The 16,658-nt window shown below is 46.7% G+C and carries 11 protein-coding genes and 1 riboswitch; of the genes, 9 read left to right on the plus strand and 2 right to left on the minus strand.

Annotated features, from left to right (window positions below):
* On the plus strand, nucleotides 1-3,147 hold the full coding sequence (locus tag ACJJJB_RS07370; protein WP_445365963.1) for an efflux RND transporter permease subunit: 3,147 nt from the start codon (nucleotides 1-3) through the stop codon (nucleotides 3,145-3,147).
* 977 nt (nucleotides 3,148-4,124) lie between these two features.
* Here ACJJJB_RS07370 and ACJJJB_RS07375 read toward each other — a convergent pair.
* Together ACJJJB_RS07375 and ACJJJB_RS07380 are read right to left on the minus strand one after the other, a co-directional pair.
* Nucleotides 4,125-4,676 (minus strand): serine protease external chaperone, encoded by a 552-nt coding sequence (locus ACJJJB_RS07375; protein ID WP_445365964.1) that lies wholly within the window; start codon nucleotides 4,674-4,676, stop codon nucleotides 4,125-4,127.
* Between the two features lie 13 nt (nucleotides 4,677-4,689).
* Entirely contained in the window at nucleotides 4,690-6,996 is a 2,307-nt protein-coding gene (locus tag ACJJJB_RS07380; protein WP_445365965.1) for a S8 family serine peptidase, read from the minus strand.
* Between the two features lie 1,190 nt (nucleotides 6,997-8,186).
* Here ACJJJB_RS07380 and ACJJJB_RS07385 point away from each other — a divergent pair.
* The 8 genes from ACJJJB_RS07385 to cobU all read left to right on the plus strand — a co-directional run bounded on the left by ACJJJB_RS07385 (nucleotide 8,187) and on the right by cobU (nucleotide 16,653).
* Nucleotides 8,187-8,582 (plus strand): DUF1801 domain-containing protein, encoded by a 396-nt coding sequence (locus ACJJJB_RS07385; protein WP_020415293.1) that lies wholly within the window; start codon nucleotides 8,187-8,189, stop codon nucleotides 8,580-8,582.
* A 397-nt stretch (nucleotides 8,583-8,979) separates the two neighbouring features.
* Nucleotides 8,980-9,786, plus strand: a complete 807-nt coding sequence (locus ACJJJB_RS07390; protein WP_445365966.1) for a zinc metalloprotease — start codon at nucleotides 8,980-8,982, stop codon at nucleotides 9,784-9,786.
* A 240-nt stretch (nucleotides 9,787-10,026) separates the two neighbouring features.
* Nucleotides 10,027-10,174, plus strand: a riboswitch (cobalamin riboswitch).
* 107 nt (nucleotides 10,175-10,281) lie between these two features.
* Nucleotides 10,282-12,132 carry a TonB-dependent receptor plug domain-containing protein gene (locus ACJJJB_RS07395; protein ID WP_445365967.1) on the plus strand — a complete coding sequence of 617 codons (1,851 nt, stop codon included), beginning with the start codon at nucleotides 10,282-10,284 and terminating at the stop codon, nucleotides 12,130-12,132.
* 37 nt (nucleotides 12,133-12,169) lie between these two features.
* Entirely contained in the window at nucleotides 12,170-12,784 is a 615-nt protein-coding gene (cobO, locus tag ACJJJB_RS07400) for a cob(I)yrinic acid a,c-diamide adenosyltransferase (protein WP_445365968.1), read from the plus strand.
* A gap of 12 nt (nucleotides 12,785-12,796) precedes the next feature.
* Nucleotides 12,797-14,311: a cobyric acid synthase gene (locus tag ACJJJB_RS07405; protein ID WP_020415297.1), complete on the plus strand. Its 1,515-nt coding sequence runs from the start codon at nucleotides 12,797-12,799 to the stop codon at nucleotides 14,309-14,311.
* Complete coding sequence (locus ACJJJB_RS07410; RefSeq protein WP_020415298.1) at nucleotides 14,308-15,330, plus strand: FecCD family ABC transporter permease; 1,023 nt, start codon at nucleotides 14,308-14,310, stop codon at nucleotides 15,328-15,330. Before ACJJJB_RS07405 ends, ACJJJB_RS07410 begins: the two co-directional genes overlap by 4 nt.
* Nucleotides 15,330-16,112, plus strand: coding sequence for a heme ABC transporter ATP-binding protein (locus ACJJJB_RS07415; RefSeq protein WP_445365969.1), 783 nt, complete (start codon nucleotides 15,330-15,332; stop codon nucleotides 16,110-16,112). Before ACJJJB_RS07410 ends, ACJJJB_RS07415 begins: the two co-directional genes overlap by 1 nt.
* Entirely contained in the window at nucleotides 16,105-16,653 is a 549-nt protein-coding gene (gene cobU / locus ACJJJB_RS07420) for a bifunctional adenosylcobinamide kinase/adenosylcobinamide-phosphate guanylyltransferase (RefSeq protein ID WP_282950693.1), read from the plus strand. The genes ACJJJB_RS07415 and cobU overlap by 8 nt, the downstream gene beginning before the upstream one ends.
* The last annotated feature ends 5 nt before the right edge of the window (nucleotides 16,654-16,658 follow it).

The raw sequence follows: 16,658 nt of genomic DNA on the forward strand, positions 1-16,658 counted from the left end.
ATGATTGAAAGCATCCTGCGCTTCTCAATTGAGCGGCGCTACTTCATTCTATCCCTGATTTTTGTGTTGGTGGGGCTAGGGATTTGGAGTTACCAGAAGTTACCGATTGATGCGGTCCCCGACATTACCAATGTTCAGGTTCAGATTAATACCGAAGCTCCTGGTTACTCGCCATTGGAGGCAGAACAACGGATTACTTATCCTGTGGAGGCGGCACTCGCCGGCCTTCCCAACCTGGAATACACCCGTTCGATTTCCCGCTACGGACTTTCCCAGGTCACTGTAGTTTTTAGAGAGGGCACAGATCTCTATTTTGCGCGTAATTTAATTAACAGTCGCCTTGGTGCGATTAAAAGCAAATTACCACCTGAGCTGGAACCAGAGATGGGGCCCATTGCCACCGGGCTTGGTGAGATTTTTATGTACACCGTGGAGGCAATGCCCGGTGCCACCCAGCCAAATGGGCAGCCCTACGACGCCACAGCATTACGGGAAATCCAGGACTGGATTATTAAACCACAACTGTCTTTGGTGCCCGGTGTTACTGAAGTGAATACCATTGGCGGCTATAACAAGCAGTATCATGTCACTCCAGATCCTCGGCAGATGCTCAATTTCGGCGTATCCATGGAGGATATTGCTGAGGCCCTACGTCGCAATAACGAAAGTCGCGGTGCCGGCTACCTGGAGACTAACGGTCGCCAACTGCTGGTGCGCTCACCGGGGCAGCTGCAGAATATTGCCGAAATTGACGGTGTGGTGATTACCAGCCGCGCTGGGGTGCCGGTCAAAATTTCGGATGTGGCCGAAGTAGCTATCGGTAAAGAACTGCGTACCGGTGCTGCCACTCGCGATGGCGAAGAAACCGTACTGGGCACCGCGATGATGCTGGTGGGGGAAAACTCCCGCGAAGTGGCCCTTAATGTTGCGGATGCTTTGGAGCGTGTAAAATCTACGGTGCCAGAAGGTATCAAGGTGGAGGCGGTTTACGATCGTACAACACTGGTAGATAAAGCCATCGCTACAGTGCAGAAAAACCTTATCGAAGGGGCTCTGCTGGTTATCGTCGTGCTGTTTCTTTTGCTGGGGAATATTCGAGCGGCCTTTATTACTGCAGCAGTGATTCCGCTTTCCATGCTTGCCACCATTTTCGGCATGGTGCAAACCGGTGTTTCTGCCAACCTGATGAGTCTCGGCGCACTCGATTTCGGCCTGATTGTCGATGGGGCCGTGATTATCGTGGAGAATGCCATTCGCAGGCTTGCGGAAGCTCAGAATCGCAAAGGTGGCAAGCTGCCCTTGCAGGAACGGCTGGAGCTGGTATTTCAAGCCACTAATGAAGTGATTCGCCCCAGCTTATTTGGTGTGCTGATTATCACTGTAGTGTATATACCGCTGTTCACACTGACCGGCGTGGAAGGCAAGATGTTCCACCCCATGGCTGCCACTGTGGTGATGGCCTTGCTGGCCGCATTGGTGCTTTCACTGACTGTTGTGCCCGCAGCGGTTGCTGTTTTCCTTACCGGCAAAATCAGTGAGAAAGAAAACAAGGTAATCGTTGCTACCAAGTCTCTGTATAAGCCACTGCTAATCGCTTCGATGAAAGTGCGCTGGCTGGTGCTTTCCGGTGCTCTTGCGCTGGTACTTTTTTGTAGCTGGCTCGCCACTACCTTGGGCTCGGAATTTATTCCTCAGTTGAATGAGGGAGACATCGCACTGCACGCTTTGCGGGTTCCTGGCACCGGTTTGGAGCAATCGATCGAGATGCAGCGCTTGCTGGAACAGCGGATTAAGGAGTTTCCCCAGGTAGATAAAGTATTTGCAAAAATTGGTACCCCGGAAGTGGCGACGGATCCAATGCCGCCTAATGTAGCCGATAATTTTGTAATCCTGAAATCCAGGGATCAATGGCCCAACCCGAAACTGTCCCAGGAACTATTGGTGGCGGAAATTGAGGAAGCTGTACGTGAGTTGCCGGGTAACAACTACGAGTTTACCCAGCCAATCCAGATGCGCTTTAATGAGCTGATCTCCGGTGTGCGTGCAGACTTAGGTATTAAAGTGTTCGGTGATGATTTGGATCAGCTGGTGACCTCCGCCAATGAAATCCTCGGCGTACTGAATGGGATAGAGGGTGTTGCCGATGCGCGAGTAGAGCAGGTGGAGGGGCTGCCAGTTCTCTCCATATTGCCGAAGCGTATTGCGCTAGCGCGCTACGGCATAGACCTACAAACCTTGCAGGATCTGGTTTCCACCGCTATTGGGGGTGAAGAGGCCGGATTGATTTACGAAGGCGACCGCCGTTTCCAATTGGTTGTACGCTTACCGGAAGAGCTACGCAGGGACTACAAGAATCTCGGTGATTTGCCTGTACCTTTACCTGCAGGCAGCCCATTGGGTAGTTACGTCCCCTTGTCTGAAGTCGCCAGTCTGGAAATGACTCCAGCCCCAAACCAGATCAGTCGTGAAAACGGCAAACGCCGTATAGTAGTAACAGCAAACGTACGTGACCGTGATCTGGGGTCTTTCGTCGAAGAGGCGAGGGCAGGTATTGAGCAGCAGGTCTCCCTGCCTGCGGGCTACTGGTTAGTATATGGAGGCACTTTCGAACAACTGGAGTCCGCGAGCACCCGCCTCTCTATTGTGGTCCCGTTAACACTCTTGGTAATCCTCGGTTTACTGGTAATGGCCTTCGGCTCGTTTAAGGATGCTTTGATTATCTTTACCGGAGTCCCTTTGGCATTGACTGGAGGTGTTTTGGCTCTATGGCTGCGGGATATGCCGTTGTCAATATCTGCCGGAGTCGGTTTTATCGCACTTTCCGGTGTGGCAGTCTTGAATGGCCTGGTAATGCTCTCCTTTATACGGCAACTGCGCCAGCAAGGAGGAGAGCTGCTTACCTCCATCATTGATGGCGCTATGATCAGACTACGTCCTGTTTTGATGACTGCACTGGTTGCTAGTCTTGGCTTTGTGCCTATGGCACTGAACGTGGGCACCGGGGCTGAAGTCCAAAGACCGCTAGCTACAGTGGTGATTGGGGGAATTATCTCTTCGACACTGCTAACTCTATTTGTATTGCCGTTACTTTATCGGATTGTGCATGGGAGAGAAGAGGTCATTAAAGAAAGTATAAAGTTGACTTAATTTTTCGTGTATCTGCCTACTTCACCTAATAAGTGGGAGGTAGGCAGAGCCTTCCTGGAAGAATCTATTTTTCCTCCAAGGTTCTTCTCATGTGCCATTTTGATTAATACTTAGACTGGTATTGATATAGACTAGGAAATTGTGACCGGGATATACACTCTTAAACTGCTTATAATCATTGATCATATTCTTCACAGATGTATTTATTAGAGTGTTAAAAATAAATTTGGGTATTTAACCCTATGTCTGATTGCTAAAATTCAGATATCATGTCTAATAAATACCATTAATAATTTTAAAAGTGGTTTAAATGTGAGGTGGTATATTAGACAGTTTTCTGTTGGTACTTATTGTTAGATGTAAAATGGCTTTCTGAGTGGTTTAATTTCTGGATCTCAGTGTCAGATATATTTTGGTGTGCTAAAAGTAGGCTTGTATCTTCTTTACTATGCCCCTCTAATCGATATTCTACTTCTTGTCATTGCGGTCGTTGATGTTAGAACTGCTGTAGTACCAACTTTCTTCTATAGCCTTACTGTAGCTTCTATTGAAGTTTTAGTTGTTTTGGTCATGATCTGATTCGCTGGGTGGATACTTAATTCGCTTATTATTTTACAGGTAGATTTAAGCCGGCCAGTCCTGGCTTAATTTGAGATATGGACTTATTGTGTTCTTAAAAGCGGTATTGGCCTGTGTTATTTCTCTGGTGCGCGCTATTTGGGTGGTAGAGGATATGAAAAAAGTCTTGTCACTTTCTGTGGGAATATACTGTAAAAATATTGGCATCCTTTTGATCCTGGCTGGAGTTTATTAGTTTGTCAAAAGGGAAAGAAAATCCTGTCATTAGGATCGTTAGCCTATTTCCTAGTATTAAAATCAAAATAGTACCAGCCGCTCAAAGATGAAAAGGCACCACTTATAAAGCGGTGCCTTTTGCTTGTCTAAGGCGAAGCCATGCTTAACTTAGTAAGCTATACCTATTGTGCTTCATGCATAGTTTCAGTAACTTCAACTCGACTTTCAACAGCCAAGCCAGACTGTTTTATCGCATTGAAAGCTTCTACTAAGTCATTGCCTTCTTTAACTTTCAAGATGGCAATGTCAGTACCGGGAAATACTGACAATACTTCCATGCCAGAAATTGACGCTACTTCTGATGCTTCAACATTCTTGCCTAATAATATTGTTATATTGCCGGTTAAAGTTGTCAGTTTGTTTGTGATTGTATTTCGTACAATTGTACCTTTGCCAACAACATCTGATGCAGAATTATTGCCGATATTGACTATCGCCATTTCGCCTTTTGTCACAACAATAGATTCTGGTGCAGCAATGGATGCTGGGACAGTTTTCAAGGATCTTTCAATCTTAAAGATACCAAAATCAGCAGAATTCGTTTTTGCTGTAGCTATGGTGTTTAGCTTCTTAATCTCTATATCTTTCTTTTCCACAGCATCAATAGCGTTTGCCTGTGTAATACCTGATAAACACATTGCAGCAGTTAAGATCGTTAATTTATTTAGCTTCATTGTATTTCCCTTCTTATTGAACAGCACGACCAAACGCTCTAAGTGATACGCCTTCTAGAACACTCTCTACTGGGTTGTTCATCAGGCCTGTTGCATCCCAATAGTTATCTGGGTCTGTGAATACGATATTAGTCTCACCTGTATCTAATGCTTTGATAGTCCAAGTTCCTTTAGCATTTTCACCATAAAATGCATTAGAAAGGAATACGGCACCATTTAAAATATAACCCATGCTATACCCATCAGCAAAGCTATAAGAAGCATCTAATAATGCCTGCTTGGAAGAAAGTAGAACACTTCTTGTACCTGAGGGGGATACCACCTCCAGCGCCAAGTCATTACCAGCGGAGGTTAGTAGACTATCATTTAAAATAGAACCCATGTGATCATTACGAATATCAAATTCGAACTGCATAGCTTCAATAATAATATCTTCTGTCACTTCGATTTGTTGGCTCACACCAGCCGCACTGTTATCTGGAATAACCGCCTCCATGGCTTCTTCACCAGCTGTTGAACCCAAACCTTGCCATTGAGTGATAATTTGTTCACCGAGACTCTCTGAGTAATCTAGAGCCATAGCAACAGCTGCACCTGCATCAACTCGACCAAAGCCATATAAGTTATTAAATTGATAACCAGCTGAGTTTTCAATCCAGCCATCATGAGCAACAAAAGTACCCTCACCAATGGTGAGTTCAACCTTTTCATTTTCAGCATCAATCACAGTGCTAGTTGAAGCTAAGATGTGACGAACATCTCGCCAGGTCAACTCTGGGTTTGCTGATAAGATTAGAGACACAACACCTGATGCATTTGGCGCAGCGGAAGATGTACCATTAAAAGTTGAAGTATAGTTACAGCTCGCATTCTCAGGGTGGCCTGGGTAATTAAATGGGAACTGGCTGGCTGCGAAGTCTTCGCCATAGGCCCCACCCCAAGCACTTATTGTGCCGCCATTAAAGCCAGAGTAACCATTAATACAGGTCATCTGGTCAGTTGTTACCATCGCGGGAGCATACCGACCATACTCGCCCGCAGGAGCTGATACCATCATGCTTGCACCAGCGGTTGAGTAACTTGTATGTTTACCGTTTGCGTTCACCGCTGCAACATTTAAGTAATATGGGTGACCATGGCTAGGCTGAAATGCCGAGTTATAGCATGTTAGGCCTAAATCATTTGCTCCGTTATCGGCACATAAAGAGCCTTCACCATTGCCGTCTTCAAAAGAATTACCGCTAGATTTCATGTTCAAAGCACCCTTACCGCCTCGAAGCATAAGATTAGGATAAGACTCAACAGCTTCATCTAGTGCAGAGTACGCAATAAATCCAGGATAGGTAATACCATAGCTACGGTTAAATGCCGAAATTTCTTCATCTGAAGAAATGCCACTTCCTGGGAATCCATGAACTAATAGATCTGTTTGCTCTATTTTTCCACTGCCTAAAAAGTTCATACCGATTAGCCCTGTGTCTGGAGAAACACCTCGGCTACCGATATTGTTCCAGCCTTTAGCCGCAATTAAGCCAGCTACACTGGTACCGTGATCACCACTATTAGAAAGACTTGTTGGATCTGTTCTGTCAGTTGCTGACTCATCCAAGTTGAGAGAGCGATTTATTAATACGTTATCTATTAAATCTTCGTGGCGAATTTCTAAGCCTGAATCTACAACAACAGCAGTTACATTTGCACCGGTTACACCTTGAGCATAAGCCGCTACAACATTCATGTCTTCGCCAGCTACAAGCTCCTCGACTTCATTTTCCTCAAAGATGGAATTAATTTCCTCGGTTGTATAAATTCCGATATCGACAAGGCCTTGCTTCATTTCATCACTAAGAGCGTAAGCTTTTTGACCTGTGTTGCGTAAATGCCATTGTTGATAGGCTAAGGGATCATTTTCTACGTTCAGGATATCAACTTTTGCAGATGCTGAGGCACCGTTTGCGGTCACGGTATAAGTAATTGAAGCGTCCTGCCCCGAGATTGAAGTATATTCAAATAGATTGCCATCTAATGTTAACTGGCCATGGCTGAATGTATAAGTGCCATCAAGCGGACTAATAGTTTCATCATTTTCTGAGAAACTAAATGTTAAAGCATCGCCATTTTGATCAGTGCCCAATAGTTTTCCTGATACAGGAATCCATTGCTTTGCCCCATCTACAGTTACATCACTAGCAGTTGGCGGAATGTCAGTAGGAGCGGGAGCAGGAGCGGGAGAAGACGAGTTACTACTGCTATCACAGCCTGATAATGTCATTAAAAGAGCTGCTTGAATCACAGAAAGTCGAAACATTTTTTTATTCATTTAAATTCCCCATTATCCCCATTATAAGTATTTATCGGGTATTGGCATTATAAACCACCTCATTAGTCTTTAGCCAACTAAACTTGGTCAGCAAAATATTGCAACCTGTCTTTAAGTGATGTTGTGACATTGAATTATCACATGGATTAAATAATGAACAACTTGAAAGGGGTGTTCGGCATTGAATTATGCTTGGAATTTCCATAGATGATAGTGGGCTAGACAGCTATGTGAAAAGGTAAGACTTTAGAGGGAATTTTTATTACCATGAATATGAAGAAATACTCACTAAAGCAATAACAAGGTTAGTAATGATGCTGTCAGAATATAGGACATGGTTAGACGTCCTTACTATCAGACTGCTCGGTGAATGAAACTACTTGATAATCCAGTTATCAAAAAATATGGATGCGAGTAGCGTCCCAATTAGGTTTCATGAATGTTGGGATATAAAGTTTCATTTAGATTGAAAGAGTTTAACTTAGATTTGATAAGTGTGAATTGTTCTGAACCGTTATCAAGTCTGGCTTATTTAGGTGTGCTCGCTTGGACTTGCTTCTACTTCAATAGGGTAGGTGAGGTCATCATTGGGCTACAAGTATGAGGTTTCCAAAAGTCAGGGGGCTTTTTTCTTGAGGTTTCAGTTAGCTAAATTTGGATAATAAATTGGTTGTCGTATTTAAAAGTGATTAAATTGAGTTAAGTAGGATTCTATTAGGTGGCCCAAGGCAAGGTAATCTGGAAATGTTATGGGGGTCAAGTTCTCATTTAAATCCATATGAGCCCTTGAATTTCTAGTGTTGATTGGGTGAAGTTGGGTTGGGCATTTAGCTTGAGGTATACAATCCTATCTATATATAGACGCACGGAGGATATCGCCGATGGCTTCTTAAACGTTTTCGATCGTGAGGTGCGCCTAATGTTAAGCTCCTCACTTCGAAGTTCATAAGTTCAAGCCTTTAGTGCTGTTTGAAATTAATAGTGAGTTTCTATCTAGGGCAAGGGTTATGGATGATGAAAGAAAAATTTATAGCAGAGTTTTATACTGCTTGATAGCGAGTTACTTATTTGTAGAAACTTTAACATTACCCTTAACGTATAAGCTCTACATGTAAGGTAATCTCAAAAATCCACCCTGTGTTAGCTGCCGTTTAAAGGGGCGCTCAGGATTTATTCGTTAGGTTAACGCTATGAAACCTACCACAATAGAAGAATTTAATGCGTCTCAGAATGATTGTGAAAGCCCTATTTGTGAAAAGCTGATGCATGAAATCAACCGAGGGCTACCTATGGCAGAAAGTAAAATCTGGCACGGACACCCCGTGTGGTTCTTGGATGGGAATCCAATAGTGGGTTATAACAAGCTGAAGGGTTCTATTAGGCTGATGTTTTGGAGCGGGGCTGACTTTGAGGAGCCGGATCTTAAGCCGGGGACAGGTAAGTTTAAGGATGCTTCTGTTTGTTATACAGGGGTTGAGCAATTAAATATAAAAGACCTGAAGCGTTGGCTGAAAAAATCTACAGAGATTCAGTGGGATTATAAGAATATCTACAAGAGAAAGGGTAAGTTGGTGCGACTTATCTAATAGGTCTTTTAAAGAAACGGCATGGTGCGCAGCTAGTATCCAAATGAGGTTGAAAATAAAGGTAGGTGGTAGTTGACGTCCTCATTATTTCCTCTCCAGATAAATCTGGAAGACACAAGGCTTGCATATTCTCGTTTTTGGGTGTTGTTGGCTCTTTCTGTGAGCTAATTGCCTAGTGAGATTGCCACTGTCTTTGGCACTTGAGTCGCTACAAACTTTGGGATAATTGCCCACCAATTTTTATTGATGATGATTGTAGTGTCAGAGTACAGTCTTTTACGATTTTCTAATCTTGTCACAATGATTCAGCTGTAAGAAGCCGCTCTAATTTGTACGATTTCTCGAAATTTGGATTATTGTTCTAGGAAGAATATTCAGCGTTTTCAGGTGGATAATAGTGACTTCATCAGATAAAGCTTCCTCAAAAGAGAGTCTCAAACTAAAAATTAAGTCGAAAAAAGAATGCGACTCTTGCGCCGAACCAGTGGTCCATAAATATGGAAACAATAAAATTTGTGTCACTGATAAGGTTGGGTTTCCTACTTTAGGTAATAAGTCTCCATTAGATCTGGTGTTGCATAGTGGTGAGGGTTTTATACCGTTGTGGGAGAAGGGTACGACTTTAAGGTGGAAGTTTGATGATGAGTCTTTAAGGTATTTTAAAAATCCAGATGAGATAAAGGACTATATTCGAATTCTTTTGGGGGAGGCACTACTTCAGTGGGGAGATGCTTCCCCGGTGAGGTTCAATGAGAATCCAAATGTTTGGGATTTTAAAATTAGGGTAGAGCCTGTAGAAAACTGTAGTGTTATCGGTTGTACTCTAGCTCGTGCTTTTTTTCCAAATCCTGGGCGGAATGAGCTAGTGCTTTTCCCCACAATGTTTGATCAAAGTCGGAAGGAACAGGTTGACACTATGATTCATGAGTTGGGTCATATATTTGGGCTTAGACACTTCTTTGCCGATGTGAAAGAGAAGACCTGGCCGAGTGTAATTTATGGTGAACATAAGCCCTTCTCAATCATGAATTATGGGGAGCAAAGTGAACTTACAGAAGCTGATAAGAATGATTTGAAAAGCCTGTATTGCTTAGCATGGGCAGGGCAGCTTACAGAAATTGATGGTGCACGAATCAAATTTGTTATGCCATACCATGAGGCTATCCTTCTTGAGCCAATTAATCATGAAAGCTCACCAGGGTAAACGAGGGGTCTAAGCATAAATAGCTTTAATATATTAAAAGCTATTTAAATTACTGATATCAAATAATATTGAATAGTAAGTTTGTAGCCCGTTAAAATTGATTGATATAAGTCCAAAAATTTCATCTGTATGCCCTGTCAGGAATCTTACCCTTGATGAGCCCGCGCCGTAGTTTCCAGCAGATAGTAGAGTCAGGCCCCTTTTTTGCATTAGTTGACATTCCAGTGCCTTTCCACTAGTTTCGCGACCACGATAAGAGGTGCCTTCTGCCCTGTGCTGGCTGAGAAGGTTAAACGGGAAGTCCGGAATTCCGGCGCTGCCCCCGCAACGGTGATCCACCAGTATTTTGAGTGGTAAGCCCGATACCGGCCTCTTCTCGAAACACGATGGAGCGGAGGGCTACCATCTCGCAATACGATCTTTCACGCTTCGTCGGCGTGCCGCATTGCTATTCCTCCCTCGATCCCATGAGCTTTTGTCCTTAGGGGTTGAAACTTGAAAAAATCTTTATTGAGCTTGAGTGTGCTGTCAGCTGTGAGTGTGCCAGTACTTGGCGAATCTACCGATAGTGCATCTTCTATTCCCGACCTGGAAACTTTAGTTGTTGTGAGCTCCCGCCAAGATGAGCCTTTGCGCAGGATCGCCACTTCGGTAACCGTATTGGATGAAGAGCAACTCAAAGCACGAGGTTTGGCTTCCTTGGCCGATGTGCTGCGAAGCGTACCTTCGGTTTCTGTCAACAACAGCGGTGGTATTGGTAAGACAACCTCGCTACAGGTGCGGGGGGAATCTGGCTTTAGAACGCTGGTCCAAATAGATGGCATCGATATTTCTGATCCAACCGGTCTCCAGTCGGGTGCTCATATTGAGCATATTATGAGCAGTAATTTGCAGCGAGTAGAATTGCTACGCGGTCCGCAAGGCATGCTCTATGGGGCTGATGCTGGTGGTGTACTGGATATCTCGACCCGTCGAGAGGATGAAGGGCAGCGCTTTGAATTATCCGCTGAGGGTGGTAGCTACGATACTGAGCGCTACAATGCCAGTGCCAGTGGAGCCAATGAAACACTGGATTACTTCCTTTCAGCTGCGGCGCTGGAAACCGATGGTTTCAATACCAGCAGCGATGACACTGAATTGAGGGATGACGACGGTTATGATAACGAGACTTTACATGGCCGAGTAGGCTGGAATATCTCTGAGCTGTGGCGAGTGGAAGCTGTAGCGCGGGATACCGATGCCTCAGGTGAATATGATCGTTGCGGCTGGCCCTCTCAGGACGATTGTAACTTTGATTTCAGCCAGGAAAGTGCTCGTGTCAGCTTGGCTCACAATGGCGAAGATGGTCAACAAGAGTTGGCCTATTCACATTCTGATTTGAAGCGCACCTACATCGGAGGGGGAACTTCCTATGAGTATGAAGGTGATATTGAAAAATTGAACCTCACTGGTTCTCATGGGTTTAGTCGCGAACATGGGATGGCCTACGGGGTGGAGCACCGTGAAGATACTTCGGGAGACTTGGACCGGGATCAGTGGGCAGTTTATTCTGAATACCGGGGAAGCTATGCCGATCAAGCCTATATCACCCTTGGTCTTCGCCATGACAACAACTCAGATTTTGGCCGCTTTAACAGTTTCCGCGCCAGCTCAGCGTACCTGTTTGAGGATGTTGCCAACGGTACTGTAAAGATAAAAGGCAGTTACGGTACCGGCTTCCGCGCTCCCAGTCTGTATGAAGTTAATCACAACGCTACCGCAACTGATCGGTTGACTTCTGAGCCACTAGAACTGCCAACACTATCGCCGGAAGAAAGTCGAGGCTTGGACCTTGGTGTTGAGTACTTTGGTGAAAATTCCCTCTATCTGGAATTCGTACTGTTTAAGCAGGTCATTGATAAGGAAATTGGCTGGAATAACGATGCGTATGGTTACCTGCAAAGCAAGGGAACAAGCAAATCCCGTGGAGTTGAATTGATAGCCGAAACTCAGGTCACTGATACTCTGCTGCTGTCAGCCAACTACACCTATACCGATGCCGAACAGGCTGATGATTCTCCACGCCCGCGAATCCCGAAGCATTTGGCTAACCTGGGCTTTACCTATAAACCGACCGGCGCTCTTAGTCTTCTGGTGAATCTACGCTCTAGTGCTGGAGCGGAAGATACAGATGGCTCCTCCATAGATGATTACCAAGTATTGGATGCTAGCGTACGTTACCAGTTGAATAACGCTACCACCGTTTACGTTCGTGGAGAAAACCTCGTGGATGAAGACTATGAGGAAGTGCCTGGGTATAACACCGCGGGTGCTGCTGCTTATGCCGGTGTGGAATTCAGCTTCTAAAGCACTCTCTATAATAGATTCTTGAACTGAGGTGACCATGTCGGAAGACCAGCAGAAAAAAAATGCCAAACACAAACAGGCAATGCAAAAACATAAGGCGAAGGTTGATGCAAATATAGCAGCGGCCGATATCCAGCGTGGAGTTGCTGTATTGCTAACTGGTAATGGCAAGGGGAAATCCAGCTCTGCTTTCGGCATGGTTATACGTGCGCTAGGTTATGGCCAGAAGGTGGGGGTAGTGCAATTTATCAAAGGCGCACAGCAATCTGGAGAGGAACTCTTTCTCAAATACCATTGCCCTGAAGTAAACCTCTACCAAATGGGTACAGGCTTTACCTGGAATACACAGGATCGCAGCAGTGATATAGCAGCTGCAGAACGAACCTGGGAGGAAGCCGGGAAAATGCTCACCGATGCCAGCTATGATCTAGTGGTATTGGACGAGTTAACTTATATGCTCGCGTATAAATACCTGGATGAATTACAGGTATTGAAAGCTTTGGCGGAACGCCCTCCAGAGCAGAGTGTGGTAGTGACCGGCCGCGGCGGTGGTAGTGCTCTGCAAGAGCTGATGGACACTGTGTCTGAAGTAAAAGATATAAAGCATGCCTTTAAAGCTGGGATCAAGGCCAGAAAAGGGGTCGACTACTAAGTTGTATTCGTTATGTCCGTATTGATGATCCAGGGCACCACCTCGGATGCTGGCAAAAGTACTCTAGTTGCGGCGCTTGCCCGCTATTTTGCCCGGCAGGGACTTTGTGTTGCTCCATTCAAGCCACAAAATATGGCGCTCAATAGTGCAGTCACTACGGACGGTGGCGAAATAGGGCGGGCGCAGGCGCTACAGGCCCAAGCTTGCGGAATAGAACCGCATAGCGATATGAACCCTGTGCTGCTTAAGCCTGCTTCAGACACTGGGGCTCAGGTGATTATCCAGGGCAGGGCGCTGGGAAATATGCAGGCCCTGAATTACCACCATTACAAATCCACTGCACAAAATGCCGTGCTGGATTCCTTTAAACGCCTTAATGATCAATATGAGCTGGTGCTTGTTGAAGGCGCGGGAAGTCCGGCGGAAATCAATTTGCGGGAAAATGATATTGCCAATATGGGTTTTGCTGAGGCGGTGGATTGCCCTGTGGTGTTAATTGCTGATATTGATCGCGGCGGTGTTTTCGCCCACTTGGTAGGCACCCTCGAATTACTGTCCCCAACTGAACGCGACCGCGTAGTTGGATTTGTGATCAACCGCTTTCGTGGCGACTTGCAGCTGCTAGAGCCGGGGCTCGAATGGTTGGAAAACTACACCGGTAAACCCGTTCTCGGGGTATTGCCATATCTCCACGACCTGTACCTGGATGCGGAAGATGCGATTAGCACCCAGCAGGCTGGTGCTGATGCTCGGCTAAAGGTAGTGGTACCGGTGCTGCCCCGAATTAGTAACCATACAGATTTTGACGCACTGAGGTTGAACCCGGATATTGACCTGCAATTTGTTAGCGTGCGTGAATCAATCCCCCCTTGCGATTGGGTTATCCTTCCAGGAAGTAAAAATGTGCGGGCTGATTTGGCCTATTTAAAAGAAAATGACTGGCCTGCACAACTGGATCGGCACTTGCGTTATGGTGGAAAACTCATAGGTATTTGTGGCGGCCTGCAAATGCTGGGAAAAGAGGTGCAGGACCCAGATGGGGTAGAAGATGTCCCCGGCAGTGAGCTAGGCCTTGGTTATCTGGATTATATAACCAGGCTGCAGCCATATAAGGCATTAATAAATGTTACCGGGTTTCTATCTCTGGGAAATCAGGATAATGACCAGGGGGATATCGCCCTTCAAGGCTACGAAATACACTGCGGGATTACAGAAGGGCCAGCTTTGCAGATCCCCGCGGTATTTCTTCATGACGAAGCTGGAAACCTTAGGCCAGATGGGGCTATCAGTGCCGACGGGCAGGTGCTTGCTACTTATGTGCATGGGCTTTTCGATTCTCCGCAAGCCCAAAATGCGCTGTTTTCCTGGGGCGGCCTAACAGGGGCTACACCGCTGAACCTGAATGTCCATCGTGAGAAGCAGTTGGATAGGCTGGCTGATTCTATTGCCGAACATATGCAGAACTCTTGGCTTAGGCAATTCGGACGAGACCAAGGTGGGGCAACATTGGAAGAGGTAAGCCAATGACAATCGCCCGTGTCAAAGCTTTGAATCTTGCCTGGTGGGTATTGCCCGCAGGGCTCACAATGAGTTTTGTTGTCGCAGTGGCCGTCGGTGCTGTATATCTTTCGCCTTCTCAAGTTGTCTCTGCTCTCAGTGGGCAAGGGGAGGGAGGTCTGGCAAAAGATATCGTTCAGGCAATTCGCTTGCCACGGGCTTTATTGGCGGCAGGAGTAGGGGCAGTACTCGCCATCTGTGGTGCGATGTTACAGGGCTTATTTCGCAATCCACTGGCTGACCCTTCATTAATTGGGGTTACTGCGGGTGCTTCCCTTGGTGCCTGTCTGGCTATTTTACTTGGAGCAGAAGTAGCCGGTGGCTTTGGAAGTTTGCCGGTGGTATCAATTTCGGCATTTTTCAGTGGCTTGCTAGCAGTGACATTGGTTTATCGGGTGGCAAAAAGTATCAATGGAACTTCGGTGGCCACCATGCTGCTGATGGGTATCGCTGTGACTGCTCTATCAGCAAGTTTAATCGGGCTGATGGAATACTTTGCAGATAATGACACGTTGCGTCGTATGAGCCTCTGGCTAATGGGTGGGCTGGATGCGGCCAGCTATCCCCGTGCTTTTCTGATTTTGGCAGTATTGTGTGGGTTGCTTGCCAGCCTGCCCGGTTTTGGTTCTTCACTGAATGTTCTTTTGCTGGGGGAATCCCAGGCACGGCATCTCGGTGTCGATGTGGAGCGGGTAAAAACCAGCTTGATCGTGCTTGTCGCTGCAGGGGTGGGAACTTCAGTTGCCGTGGCCGGCAGTATTGCTTTTGTGGGTTTGGTGGTGCCGCATATAGTGCGGTTGTGGGTGGGGCCGGATCATCGCCAGCTGTTACCCCTATCGGCGCTGGCTGGCGCCAGCCTGTTATTGGTTTCTGATACCCTCGCACGCACAATTATTGCGCCCGTCGAGATACCGGTAGGGTTGATTACCGCCCTGATTGGGGTGCCATTTTTTATTTCCTTGTTACGCAAAAACAGGGGGTCCCTCTAATGGCTCTGTTACAGGCTGAGGGAGTCACGGTAAGTGTGGACAATCGACCGCTGCTTACCGATGTATGTCTTGACGTTGATGTCGGGGAGCTGGTTTGCGTGATTGGTCCCAACGGTGCCGGTAAGTCGACACTATTGCGCGCACTTTGCGGTGAATCTGCGATGGAGACTGGAAGAGTTCACTTTAAAGGTGAGTCGCTTGCTAGTTTGCCCGCTCGCAAGCGAGCCAGGCAGTTGGCAGTTCTGCCACAAAGCAATCCGCTTTCATTTGCCTTTACGGGCCTTGAACTGGTTGCCCTCAGCCGCACGCCACACTCCACAGGCACTGAGCGAGATAGAATTATTTGTTTGGAAGCTATGGCGGCACTGGACGTTTGCCATTTATCTGGGCGTCTCTATCCCACATTGTCGGGCGGTGAGCAGCAGCGCTTGCAACTGGCACGGGTAATGGCACAAATCTGGCGTGCTGAAGATGGAGGAGATCGTTTGCTTCTGCTGGATGAGCCGGCTACCAGCCTCGATATCGCTCATCAGTACGAAATGATGAGAGCGGTGCGCGACTTTGCGCGAAGTGGTGCGGCTGTTGTGATGACGGTGCATGATCTCGCTCACGCCAGTGGTTACAGTGACCGGATCCTCGCCCTTAAGCATGGACGTAGCATGGCCTATGGTTGCCCAGAAGCGGTACTGACCGCAGAAAATATGCAGCAACTCTATGGTTACAGCGTCACAGTGGTACCACACCCGGTAACTGGTAAATCCCTGGTGGTTGCCGATGTATAACAACAGTAATCTGCACCTGATTCTCGGTGGTGCGCGCAGCGGCAAGAGCCGACTGGCACAGCAGAGTGCCGAACAGTGGCTGCAAAGTAACAATGCCGGTGGACTTAGTTACCTGGCAACTGCTACAGCGGGGGACGAGGAAATGTCTTCTCGTATCGCTCGTCATCAAGGAGACAGGGGGCAACACTGGCAAACTATTGAAGAGCCTATCGCGTTGGCTGAGGCTTTAGATGCATCCCCTAAATCTCACTGTGTTTTGGTGGATTGCCTGACGTTGTGGCTCAGTAACTGCATTCATGAAGGCGTCTGGGCGCGTGAACGCGAAGCATTGATGCAGCGTGTTGATCAAAGGCGCAATAATTCAGAAAACAATGCCGCCCCATGGATATTCGTCAGTAATGAAGTTGGCTCCGGGATAGTGCCTCTTGGGCAATTATCACGGGAATTTGTGGATGCTGCAGGCTGGTTGCACCAGGCGTTGGCGGAGCGGGCTGACAGCGTAACCCTGGCTATTGCCGGTTTACCTCTGACGGTAAAATAGATTGA

Source organism: Microbulbifer variabilis (assembly GCF_052468405.1).

Coding starts and splice junctions, on each gene's coding strand:
- ACJJJB_RS07370 (WP_445365963.1), top strand. CDS start 1: ATGATTGAAAGCATCCTGCGCTTCTCAATTGAGCGGCGCTACTTCATT.
- ACJJJB_RS07375 (WP_445365964.1), bottom strand. CDS start 4,676: ATGAAGCTAAATAAATTAACGATCTTAACTGCTGCAATGTGTTTATCA.
- ACJJJB_RS07380 (WP_445365965.1), bottom strand. CDS start 6,996: ATGAATAAAAAAATGTTTCGACTTTCTGTGATTCAAGCAGCTCTTTTA.
- ACJJJB_RS07385 (WP_020415293.1), top strand. CDS start 8,187: ATGAAACCTACCACAATAGAAGAATTTAATGCGTCTCAGAATGATTGT.
- cobO (WP_445365968.1), top strand. CDS start 12,170: ATGTCGGAAGACCAGCAGAAAAAAAATGCCAAACACAAACAGGCAATG.
- ACJJJB_RS07405 (WP_020415297.1), top strand. CDS start 12,797: ATGTCCGTATTGATGATCCAGGGCACCACCTCGGATGCTGGCAAAAGT.
- ACJJJB_RS07410 (WP_020415298.1), top strand. CDS start 14,308: ATGACAATCGCCCGTGTCAAAGCTTTGAATCTTGCCTGGTGGGTATTG.
- ACJJJB_RS07415 (WP_445365969.1), top strand. CDS start 15,330: ATGGCTCTGTTACAGGCTGAGGGAGTCACGGTAAGTGTGGACAATCGA.
- cobU (WP_282950693.1), top strand. CDS start 16,105: ATGTATAACAACAGTAATCTGCACCTGATTCTCGGTGGTGCGCGCAGC.